Genomic DNA, 21657 nt, shown 5'->3' on the forward strand with positions numbered 1-21657 from the left:
GCCGAACATGACCACTCGCGCTCGGGCGCTTGCCGCCACCACTGTTGCCGGTCTCGCGTTATCGCTGGGACTCACGTTCGCGCCGGGGGTGACGGCTCAGGCCGCCAGCCCCACCGACGCGTTCTACAGCTACACCGGGTCGACCCCGTTGGCGCAGCTCGCGCCCGGCACGGTGCTGCGCACACGCACGATCCCGTACTCGATCCAGGGGCTCAGCCTGCCGATCAAGGCGGTGCAGGTGCTCTACCGCACCCGTGACGAACAGGGCCGGGCCGTGGTCAATGCGACCACCGTCGTACGGCCGCTGATCACGATCGGGAAGGCGAAGGTGGTCTCGTACCAGTCCTTCTACGACTCCCTGAACCCCGCCGACGAGCCGTCGGTGGCGATCGCGGGCGGACAGGGGATCGGGCCGGCGTTCACCAACATCGAGACGGCGCTGTTCTCGCCGCTGCTGCTGGCCGGCTTCACGATCAACATTCCCGACACCGAGGGCCAGACCGCCGACTTCGCCTCCGGGCGCGAGTACGGCTACACCACCCTCGACTCGCTGCGCGCGATCGGCGGTGCCTCGGCGACCGGCGTCTCCCCGACCAGCCGGACGGCCCTGATCGGCTACTCCGGGGGCGCCATCGCGAGCGAGTGGGCCGCCGAGCTCGCGACGTCGTACGCGCCGGACGTGGCCAGCAACCTGGTCGGCACCGCGATCGGCGGCGTGCTGGTGGCGCCGGGTCACAACCTGCACTACGTCGACGGCTCGGGGCTGTGGGCCGGGGTGATGCCGATGGCCATCGTCGGCATCGCGCGGGCCGCGGGCGCCGACCTGACGCCGTACCTCAGCGACTACGGCAAGCAGATCTATGCCGAGATGCAGACCAAGACCATCGCCCAGGTGCTCGGCGCCTACCCGGGGCTGACCTGGAAGCAGCTGGCCAAGCCCGAGTACGACCAGCCGGAGAAGGTCGGACTCTTCCTGCAGCTCGCCAACGAGCTGATCATGTCCACCGGCGGTACGCCGAACGCGCCGATGTTCGTCGGCCAGGGCACCGGCGGCGAGCTCGAGGGCACGCCCGCGAGCGCGACGTACGGCAAGGGTGACGGCGTGATGCTCGCCGGCGACGTGCGGACCCTCGCGCGGACCTACTGCGACCGCGGCGTGCGGGTGCAGTACCGCGAGTACGCCACCTCGCACTTCACCTCGATGGTGCCGTGGCTGCCCGAGGCACTGGCCTGGACCACCGCCCGGTTCACCGGGCTGACGGCGCCGTCGAGCTGCGGCTCGATCGCGGTCGGCAACTCACTCGCACCGCAGGCCGCGCTGAACTGACCTGCGCTGACGGCTGACGGCCGTCGAGTCTCGCCACGGCGGGCTCGGCGGCCGTCTCCCGTTGTCTGCGGCCGTCAGTGGTCGTCGGAGGGCTCGATGTACCGCGTCGTCACCAGGTGGCTGCCCAGGTAGCCCACGATGCACAGCGCCGGGACCAGGACGATCGAGGCCCAGCCGTCGAGGACGTTGAGCAGCGCCAGACAGCACACGATCGCCACGAAGGCCAGGGCGAGGAAGCTGATCGACATCGCGCTGCCGGTGTGGGACAGCGCTCGCAGGAGTACGCCGCCCAGCAGCACGCCCCCGGCGATGATGACGGCCAGGATCGGCAGGCCCGCGTTGCCGCAGCTCGCCGTGCCACGCAGGCTCGCGCATCCGCGCAGCGCACCCGCCGCGGCGACGACCAGGGCGATCCCGACGGTGAGGCCGGTGATCACGGCTGTCGCACCGATCCCGTACGGCTCCCGCGGCGGCTTCGGGTCGCGCACGGGCTTCGGTCGGGGGACGCGGGGCGCGGTGTCGCGGGTACGGCGTCGACGGGTGGTGTCGGGCTCGCTCGCGTCGATGCCGGACATCGCGACGGCGGTCTCCGGCGTGGCCGATCCTGCGGAGAGGGCGGCGGGCGCCGAGGAGGTCGAGGTGGTCGAGGTGGCCGCAGGAGCGCTGACGGGCTCCGCGTCCGGCTCCGCGACGGGGGTCAGGACCAGGGTCGGCTCCACCGGCACTGCCGCGGCGGCCTCGACCACAGGCTCAACGGTCGCCTGCGGCTCGGCCTGCGGCTCACGCCTGCCGCGCGGCGGCTTCGGCTTCTTCGCGCGGCCGAAGCTGATCTCCAGCGACGGCCGCTGCTCGTCGGATGACCCCATGTGCCGAGTGTGCCATGTCACACCGGGGCGGTGAATCGGGTCTACGGTCGGATCGTGGCCAACTTCTCTGACTTCCAGCTCGGTGTCTACTTCGCCGGTCTCGGCGGGGAGGTGCCGACGCTGCCGTTCACCGCAGCCGCCCTCGCCGACCGGGCCCGCGCGACTCTCGCCGACCCGCTGTGGGACTACGTCGCGGGCGGGGCGGGGGACGAGCAGACCCAGAGCGGGAACGTCGCCGCCTTCGGTCGCTACGGGATCACGCCGCGGATGCTGGCCGGGGCCGCCGAGCGCGACCTGAGCGTCGACCTCTTCGGGATGCGGCTGCCCAGTCCCGTCTTCCTGGCGCCGGTGGGCGTGATCGGGATCTGTGCCGAGGACGGCCACGGGGACCTCGCCGCTGCCCGGGCGGCCGCGCAGACCGGCGTACCCCTGGTGGGAAGCACCCTGATGGCGGACCCGCTCGAGGACGTCGCGGCGGCGCTGGGGGACACGCCCGGGTTCTTCCAGCTCTACACGCCGACCGACCGGGAGGTGGCCGAGAGCCTGGTGCGTCGGGCCGAGGCCGCCGGGTATCGCGCCCTGGTGGTCACCCTTGACACCTGGTCGCTGGGCTACCGTCCGCGCGACCTCGCGCACGGCATCTTCCCGCAGCTGCGCGGCGCGTGCCTGGCGAACTACGCGGCCGATCCGGTCTTCCGCTCCCGGCTCGCCGCGCCGCCGGAGGAGGACCCGAACGGCTTCGTCGCGCACTGGGCGATGACCTTCGGCAACCCGTCCCTGACCTGGGACGATCTGGGGTGGCTGCGGGGCCTGACCGACCTGCCGCTGGTGCTCAAGGGGATCTGTGCGGCCGACGACGTACGCCGGGCAGTGGACGCCGGAGTGGACGGGATCTACTGCTCCAACCACGGCGGACGTCAGGCGGCGAGCGCCCCCGCGCTGGGCTTCCTGCCCGGGGTGGTCGAGGCCGCCGGTGACGTGCCGGTGCTCTTCGACTCCGGGGTGCGCTCGGGGGTCGACGTGGTCAAGGCGCTGGCGCTGGGGGCGACGGCGGTCGGGATCGGACGGCCCTATGCGTACGCGGCGGCCGTCGGCGGGGACGACGCCGCTGGTTCGATCGCGCACCTGCTGCACTGGATGCTGGCCGAGGCGGACCTGACGATGGGGCTCAACGGCTACCGGACGGTGGCCGATCTGCGGGAGCCGGGCGCCGTCTTCAGGCTCCCCTGAGGCGCCCCGAGGGGGTCCTGAGGCCGCGACACGGAGACGTTCGCGGGGGAGATGTTTGGGACTTTCGGCCCGTGGATGGCATAGTCACTGAGTCTTTCCTGTGAAAAGAGGGGAGATCGCTCCGGCTGCGCTGAGGCCCGTGACGGCCGGGGGAGACATCGAGGGATGTGAGTCACGGGCACGGGGGCACCACCGCATCGCACGATGCATCGCCTCGACCGAGCAGGTTTCGGTCCGAGGCTTGGGGCTAAGGCAGACCGCGTCGATCACATCGGCGTCCTGCCCGGACAACAGCAGTCCGAGTCCGACAGGTTCACCTTCGCAAGCGTCGCTGTGGAAGTACTCTCATGTCTCCTGCCCAGAATCCTGGGATTCGCCGTGCGCTGACGCGTTTGCGCACGAAGCTCGCACTCCTGCTCGTCACGTTCCTGAGCGTGGCCCTGGTCGGTCTGATCCCGACCCCCGCGCACGCCACCACGGCTGCGCCGATCACGATCCACACCGCCTCGGTGAAGCGGGCGGCGGTCAAGATCGTCTCTCACCGGATCATCAACGTCGCCGCGTCCCGCAAGGGCACGCCGTACCGCTACGGCGGCACCACCACCAGCGGCTTCGACTGCTCGGGCTACACCCGCTGGGTGTTCAAGCGCCTGGGCGTCTCCCTGCCGCACCAGTCCGCGGCCCAGGTCTCGCGCACCTACCGGGTCCGCCACCCCCGCATCGGTGACCTGGTCTTCTTCACCAGCGGCGGCCACGTCTACCACGTGGGCATCTACGCCGGCTCGCACAAGGTCTGGCACGCGCCCTACACCGGCGCTCGCGTCCGCAAGGAGCGGATCTGGACCGGCTCGGTCTTCTACGGTCGGGTCAAGGGCCTGAAGAAGGCGCTGACCAACGCCGCCTGGAAGATCGTGAAGAAGGCGCGGGCTACGCACGCGACCAATATCTGATCGCGCTGGTCCTGTCCCGATCGGTGTAGCCGCACCGTCACCTGGTGACCGTGCCACTACACCGATCGGGGCTCAGCGCTGTTCTCGACTAGTTGGCCTCCGCAGAGGCCTCATGTCGCAGTTCGGTGACGGTGTTGATGCCGTTGGTAAAGGACGCCTCATGTGTGCCCATCCCCGGAAAGTGGACGGAGTCATCGCTCGAGACGACGCCGATCCCGGCCGCCCCGAGCGCCGACATCCATTCGCCCTGGTGGCGACCGTCGGGGCGACGCTCCAAGAGCACGACAACCTTCCGGAGAGAGGTCACCGAGTCCGCGAACTGATCCGGATCTGAACCGACGAGGACGCCGATGCGGAAGGTGACTGAGGGCAGAACCGTGTCCGTGCTGAGTGATCGAACGTCCCGCAGAGTGACCATCAGGGTCCGCTCATCGGCGCGTGGGTCATCCCAATCCACAATCTTTGCCTGCGGCTCGTCATTCACGAGGTGGGTGTCGTCGTAGATCACGGCCTCGTCCCGGGTGACGGAAGAAACGGTCCCTTCGACGACGTCCTCGCTGAACTTCACCTTGATGGTCGAGGACCCCTTGGTGTACTCGCCGGGGTGATTCGGCAGCGCTTCGCGCAGTGTGGCGGGGCCGGTCCTTGATACTTGCTGGTGAACGGTGGCCGCGCGCTCGAAGAGGTAACCTCCTGGCGAGTCCGTCGCTTCTGTCGAGGACTGCGTGGTGCCGCATGCGCTGATGCTCAGCATTGCCGCGACGCCTAGCGTGAGGGCGAAGGAGGTATGTGTCAGCTTGGACATATGGTGCCTGCTGTCGCGGATTGTGTGAGGGCTGCGGCGAGGTGGGCGAGGTCATGTGCGGAGTAGGCGGGCGTAGACGAGTCCACGCAATCATCCATGCATCCTGCGGTCAATGCCCGGTGGGCGAGCCCGAGGGCATGCCCAATCTCGTGACACGTGATCCAACGTCGCGGTGTCACCGTGTGCGCGTTGAAGTAGAGGGTGCTGATTCGAACGTGTGCCTGCTGACAGCGATTTCCGGGAGTGATGGTGGCGCAGGTCGTGACGCCGCCCATTCCGGTGATCCCATTGGTGGTCCAATTGGCGTCCAGTGCCGCTTCGCACCAATCGGTATAGGGTGCGTCGTGCATGACAACATCGGTCGTAGATGCAACCGAGGAAGAAAGGGAGGTCGACCACGACGTTGCGTCAATAAGATCTCGGGCCCATGTCGTGGTGTTTTTGAGAGTTGCGCTGGGAGTTTCGTTGTTGGCGGTCGAGTAGGCAAAGCTGACTGACTTGTCGTCAGTCATGATCCCGCCAGCGCATTGCCCGTGCGATCCAGTGGCTCCGAACCAGTTTCGCTGACGCTGGCGACGTCCAGCAGAAGGCCGCCAAGCAGATGAGTGACAGCAGGAGTTGCAGTGCAGCCCTTTGTCGTTGGGACGGTGGCAGGCGGAATGGCCTGGATGACCGTAGTTCTCGGTGGGGTTTGATTCGCATTGACCAAGGCTCCGACGGTCGGGCGCTTCGCGCCGAAGGGTGTGCCGAATTTGGGCGAGGATATTCCCGAAACTTGTAACTTCCGTCCCAATTCTTGGGTAGTCAGCGGGCGCAGAGTTCCTCGCCCGCCCCCTCGGCATCAGGTGCCTCGGCCGGGGCGACCGTGGCACTGCCCGAGGAGACCGCGACGCCGACCCCGGCGAGTGAGAGCACGATGCCGAGCAGCTGGACCATGCTCAGCGACTCCCCGGCGACCAGGGTGCCCAGGGCGACGCCGCTCAGCGGGTTGAGCAGGCCGACGACGCCGACGATGCCGACCGGCAGGTGCTTGATCGAGCCGAACCAGAAGACGTAGGCCAGCGAGGTCGCGATCAGGATGCTGAACGCGAAGCCGAGCACGGCCTTGCCGTCGGGGGCGTGCGGGGTGCCTTCGGCGATGGCGGCCACGATGGTGAGCATCAGGCCACCGAGGGTGACCTGCCAGGCCGTGGAGGCCAGCAGCGGCGTACCGTCGGCCCATCGCTTGCTCAGGGTGGCGCCCAGCGACGATAGCGTGACCGCCCCCAGCGAGGCGCAGATGCCCCGCACATCGAGTCCGCCGTCGGCGCCGCCGATGAGCAGGAGTACGCCGGCAATGCCCGCCACCGCCCCGATCATCATCCGGCCACTGGGCCGTTCGCTCAGCATCGCCCAGCCGAAGCCGGCCAGGGCGAGCGGGGTCAGCGCCATCATCGAGGAGGCGACGCTCGCGGGCAGCAGGTGCGCGGCGAGGTAGACCAGCAGGAAGAACGCGCCGATGTTGAAGACGCTCAGCACTGCCGCACGCCACCACCAGCGGCCGCGGGGCAGCTCGCGGGCGATCGCCAGCAGGATCAGGCCTGCGGGGAGTGCGCGGATCGCCGAGCCCCACAGCGGGTCCTCGACGGGCAGCAGCTCCCGGGTCACGACGTTGTTCGCGCCCCAGGCCAGGGGAGCGATCGTGCTCAGCGCCAACCATTTAACTTCCACGAAACAATCATATCTCTTCCATGGAAGATAATCTGTCTCCGTGGTCATCTCCATCGACGACGTCATGGCGCAGTGGCAGCGCGAGCGCCCCGATCTCGACGTCACCCCGCAGGCCGTCTTCGGTCGACTGCACCGGCTCGCGGATCAGACCCGCGACACCCTCATTCGCGGGTACGGCGCCTTCGGTCTCGGCGAGGGCGAGTTCGACGTGATGGCGGCGCTGCGCCGCGCCCCCGGGGAGCTGGCCCCCGGCGAGATCGCCCGCTACACGATGGTCACGACCGGTGCCGTCAGCAAGCGGCTCGACCGGCTGGAGGAGGCGGGCCTGATCGCCCGCCGCACCAGCGACGTCGACGGCCGCGCCAGGGTGGTCGGCCTGACCGAGGCGGGGCGTCGCCTGATCGACGAGGCGTTCACGGCCCACATCGCCAACGAGCATCGGCTGCTGAAGCCGCTCAGTCGCGAGGATCAGGACCAGCTCGTCGTACTGCTGGAGAAGTGGATGGCCGGGCTGGCGGGGGAGGGCTGAGGCCGTCCGCGCCCGCGGGGCTGAAATGCAGAAGATCCGGACCCTTGCGGATCCGGATCTTCTCGATCTCTGGTGAGATCATCGGGTCGGGGTGACAGGATTTGAACCTGCGGCCTCTTCGTCCCGAACGAAGCGCGCTACCAAGCTGCGCCACACCCCGAACTGCTCAGCCGTGTCGGCCTCACAAGCATGTGAGCATAGCGGAGCCAGGTCGCTGACCTCTAATTGGCCCGCACTTTCGGCACCAGGGTCAGCAACGTGGCCTCGGGGCGGCACGCCACCCGCATCCGGATGTACGGGTTCGAGCCCAGGCCCGCCGACACGTGCAGCCACGCCGACCCCGGGTCGCCGGGCCGCGAATCGGCCGGGTGTCGGCTCAGGCCGCGGGCGCGGGCGGCGTCCAGGTCGCAGTTCGTCGCCAGCGCCAGGCTGTCGCCTCCGCCGCCGAGCAGCGGGACGCGGACCTGGCCACCGTGGGTGTGGCCGGCGATGATCGCGTCGTACCCGTCGGAGGCGAACTGGTCGAGCACACGCAGGTACGGCGCGTGCGTCACGCCCAGCCGCAGATCGGCGGTCGGGTCGGCAGGCCCGGCGACCGCGTCGAGGTCGTCGTACGTCAGGTGGGGGTCGTCGACACCGGCGAACGCGAGCGCCAGCCCGCCGACGGTGAGCGCCCCGAACCTGTTGGTCAGGTCCAGCCAGCCGTACGACGACAGCCGCCCGACCAGCTCCCCCCACGGCAACGCCGGGTGATGTGTCGCCCGTCGCCCGTCGTCGGGCAGCAGGTAGCGCAGCGGGTTGCGCATCCCCGGCTCGAAGTAGTCGTTCGAGCCGAGCACGAAGGCGCCGGGGACCTCCAGCAGTGGCCCGAGCGCATCGACCAGCGGACCGACCGCGTCCCGGTGGGCCAGGTTGTCCCCGGTGTTGATCACCAGGTCGGGGCGCAGCACCGACAGGCCGGAGAGCCAGGCCAGCTTGGCGGCCTGCGTCGGCACCAGGTGGATGTCGGACAGGTGCAGCACCCGCAGCGGTGTCGCGCCCTCGGGAAGGGCCGCGACCTCGACCTCACGGAGCGTGTACTGCCGGGCCTCCCACAGGGCGTAGGCGGCGGTTCCGGCTCCGGCCAGGGCGGCCAGTGCCGCCGTACGGCCGAATATCTGTGCGCTCCCCATGCCTCCAGGCTGCCACAATGGGGTGCATGAGCCTCAAGGAAACCATCCGCGCCGACCTCACGACCGCCATCAAGGCCCGTGACGAGGTCCGCTCCTCGACCCTTCGGATGGTGCTCTCGGCGATCACGAACGCCGAGGTCGCCGGCAAGGAGGCCAAGGTGCTCACCGACGACGAGGTGCTCACCGTGCTGACGTCGGAGGCGAAGAAGCGCCGCGAGGCGGCCGTCGCCTTCGAGGACGGCGGTCGTGCCGAGAGCGCCGCCAAGGAGCGCGCCGAGGCCGCGGTGATCGCCGACTACCTGCCCGAGCAGCTCACCGAGGACGAGATCGCCGCCCTCGTCGCCGCCACCATCGCCGACCTCGGTGTCGCGGGCGACGGGATGAAGGCGATGGGTCGCGTGATGGGCGCCCTCCAGCCGAAGATCAAGGGACGCGCCGACGGCGGTGTGGTGTCGGCCCAGGTGAAGGCCGCGCTCGGGGCCTGACGCCGTGCTCCGGCGTGCGGTGCTGGCGGGTGTCCTGGTGGCGATCGTCGTCGGGGCCATGATCCTCGGCTGGGGTCAGACGCTCGATCGCTGCACGACGGGCTCCAACGAGACCTACGGCTGCCTGGGGCTGGCCGTGGTCGCCGTCGTCGCCGGCCCGGTCCTGGCGGTGATCGCGGTGACCATCGTGGTCGCGATGGTGGCGCGCGGGGGTGTCCGCCATGCCCTGCTGTGCGCGCTGGCCAGCATCGTCGGAGCGTACGGCGTGTGCACCCTGCTCGCTCAGGTGATGCCGACGCTCAGCTTCGTGCTCGGCGCCGTGATCGTCGGGCTGATCAGCTTCGGTTGGGTGCTCGGCGTCCCAGGCAAGCGGTAGGGGCAGCCGGAGCGGAGATCCCGGGGGTGGCTAGCGGTCAGTGACCGTTGCCGCCCCCGTTGCCATTCCCATTGCCGTTCCCGTTGCCACGGCCCTTGTTGTTGCCGCCGCCGTTGTTCTTCTTCTTGTCGTTCTTCTTGGCGGGGGTGGCCGACTTCACCACCGGCTGGGAGAGGATCTTGATGTTCTTGAGCATGTCCGGTGTCGCGGGCTGCATCGAGGCCGGCGGGGCGGTGAAGTTCTCGGGCTGGAGGCTGTTCTGGATCGGGTGCATGGCGTCGGCCCACATCGGTCCGGCGAAGCCGGAGCCGTTCGTGGCGTGAGCGGTCGTGCCGGCGATGGAGACGCCGCCTAGTGGGATGGGTGTCCCGGACGAGTTCGCGCCCGCGATCATGGCGGCGGTGGCGATCTGCGGGGTGTAGCCCATGAACCACACCGACTTGGCGCTCTGGGTCGTTCCGGTCTTGCCCGCCGACGGGATGACCGTGCCGTTGGATGTCTGCAGGTTGGTGTGGCCAAGGTTGTAACCGAAGCCGCCCGGCTCCTGGACGCCGCGCAGGACGTCGTTGACCCCGTCGGCGACGTCGTTGGGCAGCACCTGGGTGCAGCTCGTCGGGTACTTCTTGATCGTGTTGCCGGCCGAGTCGAGGATCGCGGTGACCGGACGGGCGTCGCAGTGCAGGCCACGCGCCGCGAAGGTCGCGTAGGCCCCGGCCATCTCCAGCGGGGAGACGTCGACGACGCCGAGGGTGAACGACGGCTGGCGCTCGTGGGTCGGGTCGGTGAGGAAGAGCCCCATCGACTTGGCGAGCTTGAACGGCTCGCACACGCCGGTGACCTGCTCGAGCTGGGCGAAGAAGGTGTTCACCGACAGCCGCGTGCCGGTGTAGAGGGTCATCCGGTCGCTGGTCGTCGAGTTGCCGACCTTCCACTCGCCGCCGAAGGCGGGCGAACCCGGGCAGTTGGCATAGGCACTCTGCGGGAACGTCATCGGCGACGGCGAGTTGATCGACGTGTTCAGGCCGACCCCGTCGCGCAGGGCCACGGCCAGCGTGAACGCCTTGAACGTCGAGCCGGCCTGGAAGCCGTTGGCGTCGCCGTACTCCTTGGGGACCGTGTAGTTGAGGTAGGTCTGGCCCTTCTTCTTGTTCGAGCCCATCGGGCGCGACTGGGCCAGGGCGAGGACGTTGCCGGTGCCCGGCTCGACCTCGGCGATCGCGCCGAGAGCCTGGTCGGTGGCGTAGACGTGCGCGGCGACCGACTTGTCGGCGGCACGCTGGTTGTCCAGGTTGAGGGTGGTCTTGATCGTCAGGCCGCCGGAGTTGAGCAGCTTGCGGCGGTCCTCGACGGTCTGGCCGAGCGCCGGGTCGGCGAGCAGACGACGCAGCACGTAGTCACAGAAGAACGGCGCGCTGGAGTTCACGCAGCCGTTGCGCGCCTTCTGTACGTCGAGCCCGAGCGGTGCCTTCTTCGCTGTGGCGGCATCGGCGGCACTGATCACGTTGAGCTGCGCCATCCGGTCCAGCACGACGTTGCGTCGCGCGATCGCGCGGTCGGGTGCGTTCGTCGGGTCGTAGCCGGTCGGGTTCTTCACCAGTCCGGCCAGCACTGCCGCCTGGGTGAGGGTGATCTTGTCGGAGTTGACGTTGAAGTAGTGCTTGGCCGCGGCCTGGATGCCGTACGCGCCGTCACCGAAGTAGGCGGTGTTGAGGTAGCGCTCCAGGATCCAGTCCTTGGAGTGGGCCTGCTCCAGCGCGATCGCGTAGCGCAGCTCCTTGATCTTGCGCGAGTAGGAGTCGGCGGTGACCTCCTTGCGCTCGGCGTCGGTCTTCGCCTGGCCGAGCAGGGTCAGCTTCACCAGCTGCTGGGTGATCGACGAGCCGCCCTGGACGGTGCCGCTGTTGGCCTGGTTGGTGATGAAGGCACGCAGCGTGCCCTTCAGGTCGAGCGCACCGTGCTGGTAGAAGCGGTAGTCCTCGATGGACACGATCGCCTGGACCATCGTGCGCGAGATCTGGTTGAGCGGTCGGGTGATGCGGTTCTCGTCGTACAGCGTCGTGATCACGCGCCCCTCGGCGTCGACGATCTTGGAACGCTGCGAGAGTTCACCGGTCTCCAGCTCGGTGGGGAGCTGTCCGATCCCTCGTGCGACGTTGCGCGCACCGATCCCGGCGACCCCTGCAAGAGGGATCGCCAACAGGGCGACCACGACGCCGAGCACGACGGCGACGGCTGCCATCACTCCGAGTCGGGTCAGGACCAAGTCACGTGCACCGGCTGTCCTCGACATGCGCCCAAGGGTACGTGACGCCCGTGAGGGACTAGGAGGCATAGCCCGAACGGACTAGGCAACTTGGGGCTTATGGGACTTTCTGCACGTTGTCACTGTCCGTTTAACTTTCACACTGGGGACAGCCTTCACCATCCCCTCGGGACCGGGGTGGGGGCTTTGATTGGGTAAGGACGAGATCATGTGGGTTGAAGAATGGGCCCTGAGAGCTGCGTGCAGATCCAGTGAGCCTGACCTGCTGTTCGTCAAAGGCGCGGAGCAGAACAAGGCCAAGCAGGTCTGCACCACGTGCCCGGTTCGATCGGAGTGCCTCGCGGAGGCGCTGGACAACCAGATCGAGTGGGGCGTCTGGGGTGGGATGACCGAGCGCGAGCGCCGGGCACTCCTGAAGCGGAAGCCGAACGCGTCGTGGCGCGCGGTGCTCGAGACCGCGCGGCAGAGTGGCTCGCCGGTCACCACCGCGCCCGAGCTGCATGCCGAGCTGCAGGCCGAGCTCCAGGACTGACGTCCCCCGTCGGCCCGACCTCACCCCTGGGTCAGGAGCTCCCCGACCTCGCGCAGTCCGCCGAGGTCGTGCACGTCGGCGGCCAGCGCCGGCACCACCGTGATCGGCACCTGCGGGTGTGCCGCACTGAATCGATCGGTGAGCTGACGCTCCCGGGCGACCCGGATCGCCCGATCCGCGTGCAGGCGCAGCAGCCCCGCGGTGAGTCCGTGGTCCTCGGCCGTCGAGCGCTCCAGCTGCTCGGCCCCGGCCAGCGCCACCGCAGGGCTCAGGTCCCCGGCCGGTGAGGTGGTCGCCCGGTTGACGATCAGGCCGGCCAGCGGCATCCGATCCCCGCTGAGTCGTTCGACGAAGTACGCCGCCTCCCGGAGCGCGTCGGGCTCGGGAGCCGCGACCACCAGGAACGCCGTCCCGCGTGCCTGGAGGAGCGCATAGGTCTGCTGGGCCCGCTGCCGGAACCCGCCGAAGACCGTGTCGAGGGCGGCGACGAACGTCTGCAGGTCGGTGAGGAACTGGCCGCCGAGGATCTTCGACAGCGCGCCGGTGATCATCCCGACGCCCGCGCTCATCAGCCGCGCCGGACCCTTCGCGGGCAGCAGCAGCGTCTTGATCAGGCGCCCGTCCAGGAAGCTGGAGAGCCGGTCGGGGGCGTCGAGGAAGTCCAGGGCGCTCCGGCTCGGCGGAGTGTCGACCACGATCAGGTCGTAGTCGCCCTGGCGGTGCAGCTGTCCGAGCTTCTCCATCGCCATGTACTCCTGGGTTCCGGCGAACGAGCTCGACAAGGCGATGTAGAACGGGTTGGACAAGATCGCGGCCGCCTTCTCCGGGGTGGCCTGGGAGAGCACGACCTCGTCGAAGGTCCGCTTCATGTCGAGCATCATCGCGTCCAGGGACCCGCTGCCGTCGACACCCTGGACCGGCCGGGGGGTGTTGTCGAGCTGGTCGATCCCCATCGACTGGGCGAGCCGGCGGGCCGGATCGATGGTGAGGACGACGACCTTGCGGCCGCGCTCGGCGGCCCGCAGCGCCAACGCCGCACTGGTGGTGGTCTTGCCGACCCCGCCCGACCCGCAGCACACGATGATCGAGGTGGAGCGGTCGTCGATCAGGGCATCGACGTCTAGGTCCGGTGCCTGGGAGGGCTTGTGGGCCAGGGGCCCCACCCGCAGCCTGCCGCTCATCGGGCGGCCCCGGCGTCGGTCATGCCCTGCTCCACCAGCAGGGCGGCGAGCTCGTAGAGCCCGCCGAGGTCCACCCCGCCCGCCAGCCGGGGCAGCTCGTACGTCGCCACGTCGACGTCGGCGATGCGGGAGCGTTGCGTCTCCTCGACCGCCCGGCGCTCCGCATGGTCGGCCGCGTCGGTGAGCAGGCCGTCGATCAGCTCCGTCGACGGCTCGATCCCGACCAGCTCGAGGTCCTGCTCGATCCGCGAGGTGTCCAGGGTGCTGGCCAGGGCCGCCTCGAGCTCGTCGGCGTCGAGGTCGCGGGGGCGGACCTGGTTGACGATCATGCTGCCGACCGGCAGCCGTGCCGAGCGCAGCTCGGCGATCCCGTCGATGGTCTCCTGGACCGGCATCTCCTCCAGCAGGGTGACCAGGTGGACGGCGGTCCGCGGGGAGCGGAACAGGGTCATCATGGTGTCGGCCTGGTGCTTGATCGGGCCCGCCTTGGCCAGCCCGGCGACCTGGTCGCTGACGTTGAGGAACTGGGTGATCCTGCCGGTCGGGGGAGCGTCCAGCACGACGGCGTCGTAGTGCCGTGCGCCCTTGTTGCGGCTGTTGCGCTCGACGGCCTCGAAGACCTTGCCGGTGAGCAGCACGTCGCGCACGCCCGGGGCGACGGTGGTGGCGAACTCGACCACGCCGAAGCGGTCCAGCGCCTTCCCGGCGCGGCCGAGCTTGTAGTACATCGCCAGATACTCCAGCAGTGCTGCCTCGGCCTCGATGTGCAGGGCGTACACGCTGCCGGGGCGTCGGGTCGGGGCGCCCGCGGGGTCGGGCAGGGTCAGGCCCGTGGCGATTCGGGTCTCGGCGTACGGGAGAGGATCGACGTCGAACATCCGGGCGATCCCCTGGCGTCCCTCGACCTCGCACAGCAGGACGTTCCGGCCGTCGCTGGCCAGGGCCAGCGCGAGTGCGGCGGCGACCGTGGACTTGCCGGTGCCACCCTTGCCGGAGACGACATGCAGACGCACGGAGGCCTGCGGAGACGTCATGATGCGCAGCCTACTTCTCAGGCGTCGGCGTGGGTGTGGGTTCCGGGGCCGCCCACCTTCGCACTGGGCAGGTCGGCCAGCGACCAGGTCAGCTCGTAGGTGCGGGCGTAGCCGGTGTGGGCGATCCGCCAGCCGTCCGCGGTGCGCCGGTAGCGGTCCTCGTAGAACGCCGCCCCCTCGAGGATGAAGTCGAACGCCGGCACGATCACCTTGTCCTGGAGGTACCAGCGCCCGGTCGCGAGATCGGGGTCGTCGGGGTCGAGGGTGATCTCGGGGTGGTGGACCTGGTGGAGGGTGATGATGCCGTCGACCAGATGCTCGCGCATGTAGGCCACCAGGGCGCTCGGGTCGGCGAAGGCCAGGCCGTTGTAGTCCCCGGTGGCCTCAGCGGTGAAGCAGTCGGCGAACCCGTCCCACTGCTTGGTGTCGAGCAGCCGGACATAGCGGTACTTGAGCTGCTCGATCGCCCGGGTGTCATCGGCCGGATCTAGAACACGTTCCTGCATAGGGACGACTGTAGGGTTCAGGCATGACCACATGGGAGTACCAGGTCGCCCCGATTCTCAACCACGTCGCTGGGCAGATCCTCAACAACTTCGGCGCTGACGGCTGGGAGCTCGTCACGATCGTGACTACTGACTCCGGCAACGGCGCCACTCAGTCCGTCGGCTACTTCAAGCGACCGGTGACCGCATGAGCACCGTCGAGTCGCGCCTGGCCGAGCTCGGTCTGACCGTCCCGGAGGTCGTTCCTCCGGTCGCCGCCTATGTGCCGGCCAAGCGGGTCGGCAACCTGATCTACACCTCCGGCCAGCTCCCGATGCGCGACGGCGCCCTGCTCGCCACCGGCAAGCTGGGCGACGGCGTCTCCGTCGAGGTGGCGACCGAGGCCGCCCAGCAGTGCGCCCTCAACGCCATCGCCGCAGTCAAGGCTCTGATCGGCGACCTCGAGCAGGTCAAGCAGGTCGTGAAGGTCGTCGGCTTCGTCGCCTCCACCCCCGACTTCACCGGCCAGCCCGCCGTGATCAACGGTGCCTCCGAGCTGCTGGCCGCGGCCTTCGCCGACGGCGCGCACGCCCGCTCGGCCGTCGGTGTCCCGGTGCTGCCGCTGGACGCGTCGGTCGAGGTCGAGATCATCGTCGAGGTCTGAGACCTGATGACGTCGTCGGAGCAGCAGCGCGTCCCGGTCGAGCCGCGCGATGCGGCCACGGTGCTGCTGCTGCGTCCTGGCACCACCGCGCCGTTCGAAGTCTTCGTGATGGTGCGGCGCCAGTCGATGGCGTTCGCTGCAGGCGTCGTCGCCTTCCCGGGCGGCGGCGTCTCCGCCGAGGACTCGTCCCCGGTCGCCCCGGAGTGGGTCTCGCGTCTGGGTGTGACGTCGCCGGCGCAGGCCGCCGGCGTGGTCGGCGCCGCGGTGCGCGAGCTCGCCGAGGAGACCGGGGTCGTCGTCCCGGTCTCCGGCCTCGGGCTGTGGGACGCGTGGACCACGCCCGTCGACGTGCCGAAGCGCTACCGGACCTGGTTCTTCACCGCGGTCCTGCCCGAAGGCCAGGAGGCCCTCGAGCTGTCCACCGAGTCGTCCTCGGTCGCCTGGGTCTCGCCGACCGACGCGCTCGACCGCGCCGACAGTCGCGAGTGGTCGCTGATGCCGCCGACGTACTCGGCCCTGCTGCGGCTGGCGACCTACACCTCGGTCGAGGACGTGATGGCCGCGACCGCCGCTGCCGGGGTCGAGATGTTCACCCCGATCGTCACCGACGACGGCGTACGGCTGCCGGCCTGGGCCAGTGAGCTGGCCGCGGCACGTCCCGGAGCACGCTGGACATGACCGAGGCGTGGAGCGGCGGGGAGTACGGCCCGCACAGCTGCGTGCTGGCAGCCAACCCCGGCATCATGACGCTGGACGGCACCAACACCTGGGTGCTGCGTTCGGGCGAGCGGTCCGTCGTGGTCGACCCCGGCCCGTCGCTGATGACGCACCTCGACGCGGTGCGCTCGGTCGCCGGTGACGTCGCCGAGGTCCTCCTCACGCACCACCACCTGGACCACTCCGAAAGTGCGCGCGAGTTCGGCGAGATGGTCGGCGCCCCGGTGCGGGCGCTCGACCCGTCGCTCAGCCTCGGCGCCGAGGGGCTCCGCGCCGGTGAGGTGATCTCGGTCGGCTCCTCGCTCGAGATCGAGGTCGTCGCCACCCCCGGTCACACCTCGGACTCGCTCTCGTTCTGGGTGCCCTCGGCCTCGGCCGTGCTGACCGGCGACACCGTGCTCGGCCGGGGCACGACGGTGGTCGCCCATCCCGACGGCTCGCTCGGTGCCTACCTGGACTCACTCGACCGGCTGCGGGCGCTGGCCGAGGAGCGCGAGGTCTCCTGGATCTGGCCCGGCCACGGTCCGGCGATCGCTGACGCGTTGGCCCTGTTGGACTACTACATCGCGCACCGCGCCTCCCGCCTGGAGCAGGTCGAGACGGCGTTGGCACTGGTCCCGCCCGACACCCTGGGCGACGATCTGCCGCGCGCGGTCGTCGAGATCGTGTACGCCGACGTGGACCCGGTGCTGTGGGGTGCGGCCGAGCTGTCGGTGCGGGCACAGCTCGCCTACCTCGCCGAATTCCGGGTTTAGCACCGCCGAGATCCGGGTTCGCCACGGACGAGATCCGGGTTCGCCACGGGTGAGTTCCGGGTTTCTCACGGTCGAGATCCGGTTTCCCCACCGTAGGGTGCGTTCGTCACTTCTGTCCCAGAGGTGGCCGTGGAGCGTCCACAGGCAGGGTGCTCGCGGTGTGCGTCCACAGGCCGCCGGAGGGCGATGGCGGTCGCAACGGCGGTCGCGCAGGCTGCCCGCATGAGCCGTCCCCGCCGTCCCGTGCAGATACCCGCCCGGCCCTTCACCACCGCCGAGGCGATGGCGATCGGGTTGACGTGGCGGGATCTGTCGGCAGCCGTCGCCCGAGGTTCGGTACGCCGTGTGGTGCGCGGGCTCTTCGTCCCGCCCGGCTCGGCCGATGATTGGGAGTCGAGGGCAAGGGCCGTTGCCCTCGTGGTCGGCTCCGAGCACGTGGTGATCGATCGGACGGCAGCGTGGATCCACGGCGTCAACACGCTCACGCTGCTGGAGAGCTCCACGCCTCCTCCGGTCGAGGTGGCAGCGGCACCGTCCGCGCACGCGACCGAACGGGGTGACGTCATCGGCCGCAACCGTGACCTCGCCGAGCACGACGTGATGACCGTGGGCGGGCTCCGGGTGACGACCCCGTTGCGCACGGCCCTCGACCTCGCCCGCCACCTGCACCGGCGTGAGGCGCACGCCTGCCTCAACGAGTTCGCCCGGCTCCACGGCATCCGGTCCGAGGACCTCGCCGCCGAGGTGCCGCGGTTCAAGGGGCGCCGCGGGGTGGTCCAGCTTAAGAGCCTGATCGGGCTGATCGATCCGGCGGTCGAGTCCCAGCGCGAGTCCTGGACGCTGCTCGCGCTCGCCGACGCGCGGGTGCCGCTGCCCCAGGCGCAGGTCTGGGTCGAGGTCGATGGCGTGCCGACGTACCGCTTGGACTTCGCCTGGCCCCTGCACAAGGTCGCGGTGGAGTACGACGGCGTGGCGGCGCACCTCATGACCGAGGAGCAGCGGCTCCATGACCGAGAGCGTCGTCGCGTGCTGCGCGAGCTCGGCTGGCGGGTGGTGGTCGTGCGCAACGGGGACTTCACCGGCCGGCGCCTGGACCGCTGGATCGGTGAGGTGCGTGCGGCGCTGAACGCTCAGACCTACTCGCCGTTGCGCTGGAAGCCGCGGCGGTGAGGAACCCGGATGTCGAGCGTGGTGAACCCGGATGTCGGCGGTGGCGAACCCGGAATTCGGTCAGGCGCAGTTGCCCGTGGACACCTTCGTCGTGCGCTGGGTGCCCTGCTCCGCCAGCTGGGAGACCTGGGCGGTCGTCAGCGCGTAGCCCGTGCTCTGGTCCGTCACCGAGGCCGCGAAGACGACGCCGACGACCTTGCCGGCGGCGTTGACGATCGGGCCGCCGGAGTTGCCCGGGCGGATCAGGCCACGCAGCGAGTAGACGTCGCGGATCACGGTGCCGGTGCCGTAGATGTCGGGGGAGCGCAGCCGCTGCTGGGCCCGGATCCTGCCCGCCTCGATGTCGAACGGGCCGTCCTCGGGGTAGCCGAGGATCGCGACCCCGTCGCCTGCCTGGGCGCTACCGGCGAAGGCCAGCGGGGTGGCCGAACCACTGTCGAACGCGATCACGGCGATGTCCACGCCGGGGTCGTAGAGCACGACCTTGCCGGCCTCGTCCTTGTTGCCGAGCGAGACGCTGGGCTGGCTGACGCCGGCCACGACGTGGGCGTTGGTCATCAGGTAGCCCGGCGCGATCAGGAAGCCCGAGCCCTCGACGCCGCGCCCGCACGAGTTCGCGCCGCGCACCTTGTAGACCGACTTCTCGGCCTTGATCACGTCGGCGTCCTTCTTGAGGCTCTCGGGCCCCGGACCGACCTTCACGATCCGTTCGGGGGCGAACGGCTCGAGATAGCGCGGGAAGAACGACGTACCGACGACGTTGTTGAACCGGTCGAGCGCCTTGGCGGCCGAGGCCGGCATCACCCCGTCGACCTCGGAGAGCACCGCGGAGCTGCGCACCGCCGACGTGATCGTGCCGATGTGGGTGCCCGAGATCGCGACCCCGAGCGCCCAGGCGACCACCAGCACCGCGCCGGCCGAGAGCAGCGCCCCGCCGCAGGCATCGAGCGCGCGCACGGGCCGCCAGCTGATCTTGTCGCGCACCCGGGCCCCGAGGAACTGGAGGACTCCCTGGCCGATCGAGGCGGCCACGATCACGATGAAGAGCGCACCGAGGGAGACCCAGACCGACGGGTTGGCGTTGCCCAGCAGCTTCGGCGAGGCCCAGACCCCGACCACACCGCCGAGCAGCAGCCCGATGGTGGCGAAGGCGCCGGTGATGAAGCCTTGCCAGTAGCCGGAGAGGGCGTACGCGAAGACGAGCGCCAGGAGGCACCAGTCGAGCCAGTTCACTCCGAGACCTCCGGGGTGTCGGTGCCACCGGCGCGCTCGCGCCCGGCCAGCATGTACGCCGGCAGCTCGACCTCACGGGCCTGCGGCAGGGGTTCGATCCAGCCCAGATGGGTGAGGAAGCGCTCGACGATCCCGCCGGTGAAGCCCCACAGGATCACGTCCTTGTCGGGGCCGATCAGGAAGCCCGGGCTGCGCCAGCCGTGGCTCGGGGAGATCACCGTGATCCGGTGGGCAGGGTCGACCAGCTCTGCGATCGGGACGCGGTAGATGGCGTGCACCTCGTCCACCGAGGCGGGCAGCAGCTCGCGGTCCTCGGACCACCAGCCCAGCACGGTCGTGACGGCGAAGTTGCTCGGCGGCAGCCACAGCTCGGGCAGGTGGCCGACGACCTCGACGCTGAGCGGGTCGATCCCGGCCTCCTCCTCTGCCTCGCGCAGAGCCGCCTGGACCGTCGACTCGCCCGGGTCGAGGGAGCCGCCGGGGAAGGAGACCTGACCGGGGTGGGAGCGCATCGTGTGGCTGCGCTCGGTGAGCACCAGGTCGGGGCCCTGAGCGCCCTCGCCGAAGAGCATCAGCACTGCCGAGCGACGTGGGTCGGCGCCGTCGGGCACGGTGAACCGGGTCAGGCGGTCGGCGGTGATCGTCCGCGCGCCCTCGATCACCGGTGCGAACCAGTCGGGGCCCGTCACGACAGGGTCGTCCCGAGATGCTCGTTGACCATCGCGACGACCTTCGCGACCGAGTCGAGGCCGCCCTTGACCACGGTGACCTTGCCCTCGGCCGAGAGGAAGATGAAGGTCGGCAGCGCCGGGACGTGCAGCTTCGTCTCCTGGATCTTGCCGTCGAAGTCGAAGACCTGGGGGTACGTCGCCTTCCACTCGCCGGCCTGCTGGAGGGCTACGCCCGGGTAGGTGTCCTCGAGGTCGATCCCGAGGATCGGCACCTGGCTGCCGTAGGTGCGGTGGAACTCGCCCAGCGCCGGCATCTCCTTGCGGCACGGCTCGCACGCGCTCGACCAGACGTTGATCAGGAGCGGACCGGTCAGCGTGGACAGGTCGACGCTCTGACCGCCGCCCAGGCACGGCAGCACGACCTTCGGCAGGCCGCCGTTGCTGGTCGTCGCCGCGGGGCAGGCCTCGATGGCGGCCTTCTGCTTGAGCGCCACCAGCTCGGGGGTGTCGACCTTGATGTCCTTGGCCTTCGGCGCCGTCAGCGACGGGGAGCCGCAGGCGGCGAGGACGAGGAGGAGTACGCCGGCCAGGGCCGCTCCGAGCGTGCCGGCCCGCCGGGTGTGACGCTTCATCAGTTCGGCCCTTCGGTGCGCAGCAGCTTGGTCGCCGCCTCGAGATCGGTCGGGCCCTCGCCGAAGCTCGGGCAGAGCTTGGCCACCGGGCACGCGCCGCAGGCGGGCTTCTTGGCGTGGCAGCAGCGCCGGCCGTGCCAGATCAGGTGGTGGGACAGCATCGTCCAGTCGCGCTTGGGGAACAGCTCGGCGATGGCGAACTCGACCTTGACCGGATCGGTCTCGGTGGTCCAGCCCAGTCGGCGGACGAGGCGGCCGAAGTGGGTGTCGACGGTGATGCCCGGGACGTCGAAGGCGTTGCCGAGGACGACGTTCGCGGTCTTGCGGCCGACGCCGGGGAGGGTGACCAGGTCGTCGAGTCGGCCGGGCACCTGGCCGTCGTACTTTTCGACGAGGGTGGCGCTCAGGCGCAACAGCGCGTCGGTCTTGGCACGGAAGAAGCCGAGCGGCCCGACGATCCCCTCCAGGACGGTGCGGTCGGCGGCGGCCATCGCGCGCGCGTCGGGGTAGGCGGCGAACAGCTTCGGCCGGACCGCGTTGACCCGCTTGTCGGTGGTCTGCGCCGAGAGCACGGTGACCACGAGGAGCTCGAAGGCGTTGTCGAAGTCGAGCTCCGCCTTGGCGTCGGGGTAGGTCTCGGCGAGGATCCGATCGATCTTGCGTGCACGGCGGACGAGGGCGGTTCTCGTTTCCTCCTGGCGGCGCACGCACCCAGCCTACGGGGGGCCTCCGACATTTAGCCTTTGAGTGGGTCCGCGGGCGGGCCGAACGTCCGACCGGGACACGTGGTGATCCCTGACTTCTGAGTGGTCGTCCGCGGGCCCGGTGTCTGGTCGAGCGGTGTCCTTGTTCGGGAACTTGGAGCCAGCC

General features: G+C 69.8%; 25 protein-coding genes and 1 tRNA gene. 12 read left to right on the forward strand and 14 right to left on the reverse strand.

Annotated elements, in window-relative coordinates; translation table 11 throughout:
- Window positions 1-7 precede the first annotated feature (7 nt).
- Window positions 8-1327, forward strand: coding sequence for a lipase family protein (locus Q1V88_RS07280; protein ID WP_300679899.1), 1320 nt, complete (start codon window positions 8-10; stop codon window positions 1325-1327).
- A gap of 74 nt (window positions 1328-1401) precedes the next feature.
- Here Q1V88_RS07280 and Q1V88_RS07285 read toward each other — a convergent pair whose 3' ends face one another.
- On the reverse strand, window positions 1402-2193 hold the full coding sequence (locus Q1V88_RS07285; protein WP_300679902.1) for a hypothetical protein: 792 nt from the start codon (window positions 2191-2193) through the stop codon (window positions 1402-1404).
- Between the two features lie 54 nt (window positions 2194-2247).
- Between Q1V88_RS07285 and Q1V88_RS07290 the strand changes: the two genes are divergently transcribed.
- Complete coding sequence (locus tag Q1V88_RS07290) at window positions 2248-3423, forward strand: alpha-hydroxy-acid oxidizing protein (RefSeq protein ID WP_300679904.1); 1176 nt, start codon at window positions 2248-2250, stop codon at window positions 3421-3423.
- Window positions 3424-3815: 392 nt separating this feature from the next.
- Window positions 3816-4373 carry a C40 family peptidase gene (locus Q1V88_RS07295; protein WP_300679907.1) on the forward strand — a complete coding sequence of 186 codons (558 nt, stop codon included), beginning with the start codon at window positions 3816-3818 and terminating at the stop codon, window positions 4371-4373.
- An 88-nt stretch (window positions 4374-4461) separates the two neighbouring features.
- Here Q1V88_RS07295 and Q1V88_RS07300 read toward each other — a convergent pair whose 3' ends face one another.
- From Q1V88_RS07300 to Q1V88_RS07310, 3 genes are all read right to left on the reverse strand, one after another.
- Window positions 4462-5178, reverse strand: a complete 717-nt coding sequence (locus Q1V88_RS07300; protein ID WP_300679910.1) for a hypothetical protein — start codon at window positions 5176-5178, stop codon at window positions 4462-4464.
- Window positions 5166-5690: a hypothetical protein gene (locus tag Q1V88_RS07305; RefSeq protein ID WP_300679913.1), complete on the reverse strand. Its 525-nt coding sequence runs from the start codon at window positions 5688-5690 to the stop codon at window positions 5166-5168. Before Q1V88_RS07305 ends, Q1V88_RS07300 begins: the two co-directional genes overlap by 13 nt.
- 292 nt (window positions 5691-5982) lie before the next feature.
- A complete protein-coding gene (locus Q1V88_RS07310; protein ID WP_300679915.1) occupies window positions 5983-6888 on the reverse strand; it encodes an EamA family transporter in 906 nt (301 codons plus the stop codon).
- 40 nt (window positions 6889-6928) lie between these two features.
- Between Q1V88_RS07310 and Q1V88_RS07315 the strand changes: the two genes are divergently transcribed.
- Complete coding sequence (locus tag Q1V88_RS07315; protein WP_300679918.1) at window positions 6929-7417, forward strand: MarR family transcriptional regulator; 489 nt, start codon at window positions 6929-6931, stop codon at window positions 7415-7417.
- Between the two features lie 86 nt (window positions 7418-7503).
- Here the strand turns inward: Q1V88_RS07315 and Q1V88_RS07320 are convergent.
- Both Q1V88_RS07320 and Q1V88_RS07325 read right to left on the reverse strand, forming a co-directional pair.
- A tRNA-Pro gene (locus Q1V88_RS07320) sits at window positions 7504-7577 on the reverse strand.
- 61 nt (window positions 7578-7638) lie between these two features.
- Window positions 7639-8589, reverse strand: coding sequence for a metallophosphoesterase (locus Q1V88_RS07325; protein ID WP_300679921.1), 951 nt, complete (start codon window positions 8587-8589; stop codon window positions 7639-7641).
- Window positions 8590-8606: 17 nt separating this feature from the next.
- Here Q1V88_RS07325 and Q1V88_RS07330 point away from each other — a divergent pair, with 17 nt between their 5' ends.
- Complete coding sequence (locus Q1V88_RS07330; protein ID WP_300679924.1) at window positions 8607-9074, forward strand: GatB/YqeY domain-containing protein; 468 nt, start codon at window positions 8607-8609, stop codon at window positions 9072-9074.
- Window positions 9075-9078: 4 nt separating this feature from the next.
- Window positions 9079-9450: a hypothetical protein gene (locus tag Q1V88_RS07335; RefSeq protein ID WP_300679926.1), complete on the forward strand. Its 372-nt coding sequence runs from the start codon at window positions 9079-9081 to the stop codon at window positions 9448-9450.
- A 37-nt stretch (window positions 9451-9487) separates the two neighbouring features.
- Here Q1V88_RS07335 and Q1V88_RS07340 read toward each other — a convergent pair whose 3' ends face one another.
- Window positions 9488-11689, reverse strand: coding sequence for a transglycosylase domain-containing protein (locus tag Q1V88_RS07340; RefSeq protein WP_300679927.1), 2202 nt, complete (start codon window positions 11687-11689; stop codon window positions 9488-9490).
- Window positions 11690-11918: 229 nt separating this feature from the next.
- Between Q1V88_RS07340 and Q1V88_RS07345 the strand changes: the two genes are divergently transcribed.
- The gene (locus tag Q1V88_RS07345; protein WP_300679958.1) at window positions 11919-12245 is read left to right on the forward strand and encodes a WhiB family transcriptional regulator; all 327 of its coding nucleotides are present in this window, start codon (window positions 11919-11921) and stop codon (window positions 12243-12245) included.
- 20 nt (window positions 12246-12265) lie between these two features.
- Here Q1V88_RS07345 and Q1V88_RS07350 read toward each other — a convergent pair whose 3' ends face one another.
- The 3 genes from Q1V88_RS07350 to Q1V88_RS07360 are packed head-to-tail and all read right to left on the reverse strand — an operon-like array spanning window position 12266 to window position 14966.
- Window positions 12266-13426 carry an ArsA-related P-loop ATPase gene (locus Q1V88_RS07350; protein WP_300679929.1) on the reverse strand — a complete coding sequence of 387 codons (1161 nt, stop codon included), beginning with the start codon at window positions 13424-13426 and terminating at the stop codon, window positions 12266-12268.
- Entirely contained in the window at window positions 13423-14460 is a 1038-nt protein-coding gene (locus tag Q1V88_RS07355) for an ArsA-related P-loop ATPase (protein ID WP_300679931.1), read from the reverse strand. Before Q1V88_RS07355 ends, Q1V88_RS07350 begins: the two co-directional genes overlap by 4 nt.
- A gap of 17 nt (window positions 14461-14477) precedes the next feature.
- Window positions 14478-14966: a nuclear transport factor 2 family protein gene (locus Q1V88_RS07360; RefSeq protein ID WP_300679932.1), complete on the reverse strand. Its 489-nt coding sequence runs from the start codon at window positions 14964-14966 to the stop codon at window positions 14478-14480.
- Between the two features lie 23 nt (window positions 14967-14989).
- On the opposite strand from Q1V88_RS07360, the gene Q1V88_RS07365 reads away from it, so the two are divergent.
- The 5 genes from Q1V88_RS07365 (at window position 14990) to Q1V88_RS07385 (ending at window position 18251) form a co-directional block, all read left to right on the forward strand.
- Window positions 14990-15157, forward strand: a complete 168-nt coding sequence (locus tag Q1V88_RS07365; protein WP_300679934.1) for a DUF4177 domain-containing protein — start codon at window positions 14990-14992, stop codon at window positions 15155-15157.
- A complete protein-coding gene (locus Q1V88_RS07370; RefSeq protein WP_300679936.1) occupies window positions 15154-15609 on the forward strand; it encodes a RidA family protein in 456 nt (151 codons plus the stop codon). The genes Q1V88_RS07365 and Q1V88_RS07370 overlap by 4 nt, the downstream gene beginning before the upstream one ends.
- A gap of 6 nt (window positions 15610-15615) precedes the next feature.
- Window positions 15616-16287 carry an NUDIX hydrolase gene (locus tag Q1V88_RS07375; protein WP_300679938.1) on the forward strand — a complete coding sequence of 224 codons (672 nt, stop codon included), beginning with the start codon at window positions 15616-15618 and terminating at the stop codon, window positions 16285-16287.
- Window positions 16284-17081, forward strand: coding sequence for an MBL fold metallo-hydrolase (locus Q1V88_RS07380; protein WP_300679940.1), 798 nt, complete (start codon window positions 16284-16286; stop codon window positions 17079-17081). The genes Q1V88_RS07375 and Q1V88_RS07380 overlap by 4 nt, the downstream gene beginning before the upstream one ends.
- A 222-nt stretch (window positions 17082-17303) precedes the next feature.
- Entirely contained in the window at window positions 17304-18251 is a 948-nt protein-coding gene (locus tag Q1V88_RS07385; RefSeq protein ID WP_300679942.1) for a DUF559 domain-containing protein, read from the forward strand.
- Window positions 18252-18311: 60 nt separating this feature from the next.
- Here the strand turns inward: Q1V88_RS07385 and Q1V88_RS07390 are convergent, their stop codons facing one another.
- The 4 genes from Q1V88_RS07390 to nth are packed head-to-tail and all read right to left on the reverse strand — an operon-like array spanning window position 18312 to window position 21494.
- Complete coding sequence (locus tag Q1V88_RS07390) at window positions 18312-19484, reverse strand: MarP family serine protease (protein ID WP_300679945.1); 1173 nt, start codon at window positions 19482-19484, stop codon at window positions 18312-18314.
- Window positions 19481-20173, reverse strand: coding sequence for a CoA pyrophosphatase (locus Q1V88_RS07395; RefSeq protein ID WP_300679947.1), 693 nt, complete (start codon window positions 20171-20173; stop codon window positions 19481-19483). The genes Q1V88_RS07390 and Q1V88_RS07395 overlap by 4 nt, the downstream gene beginning before the upstream one ends.
- Window positions 20170-20787, reverse strand: a complete 618-nt coding sequence (locus tag Q1V88_RS07400) for a TlpA disulfide reductase family protein (RefSeq protein ID WP_300679949.1) — start codon at window positions 20785-20787, stop codon at window positions 20170-20172. Before Q1V88_RS07400 ends, Q1V88_RS07395 begins: the two co-directional genes overlap by 4 nt.
- Entirely contained in the window at window positions 20787-21494 is a 708-nt protein-coding gene (gene nth / locus Q1V88_RS07405) for an endonuclease III (RefSeq protein WP_300679950.1), read from the reverse strand. Before nth ends, Q1V88_RS07400 begins: the two co-directional genes overlap by 1 nt.
- Window positions 21495-21657 lie beyond the last annotated feature (163 nt).

Source organism: Nocardioides sp., assembly GCF_030150155.1.
Taxonomy (GTDB): Bacteria; Actinomycetota; Actinomycetes; order Propionibacteriales; family Nocardioidaceae; genus Nocardioides.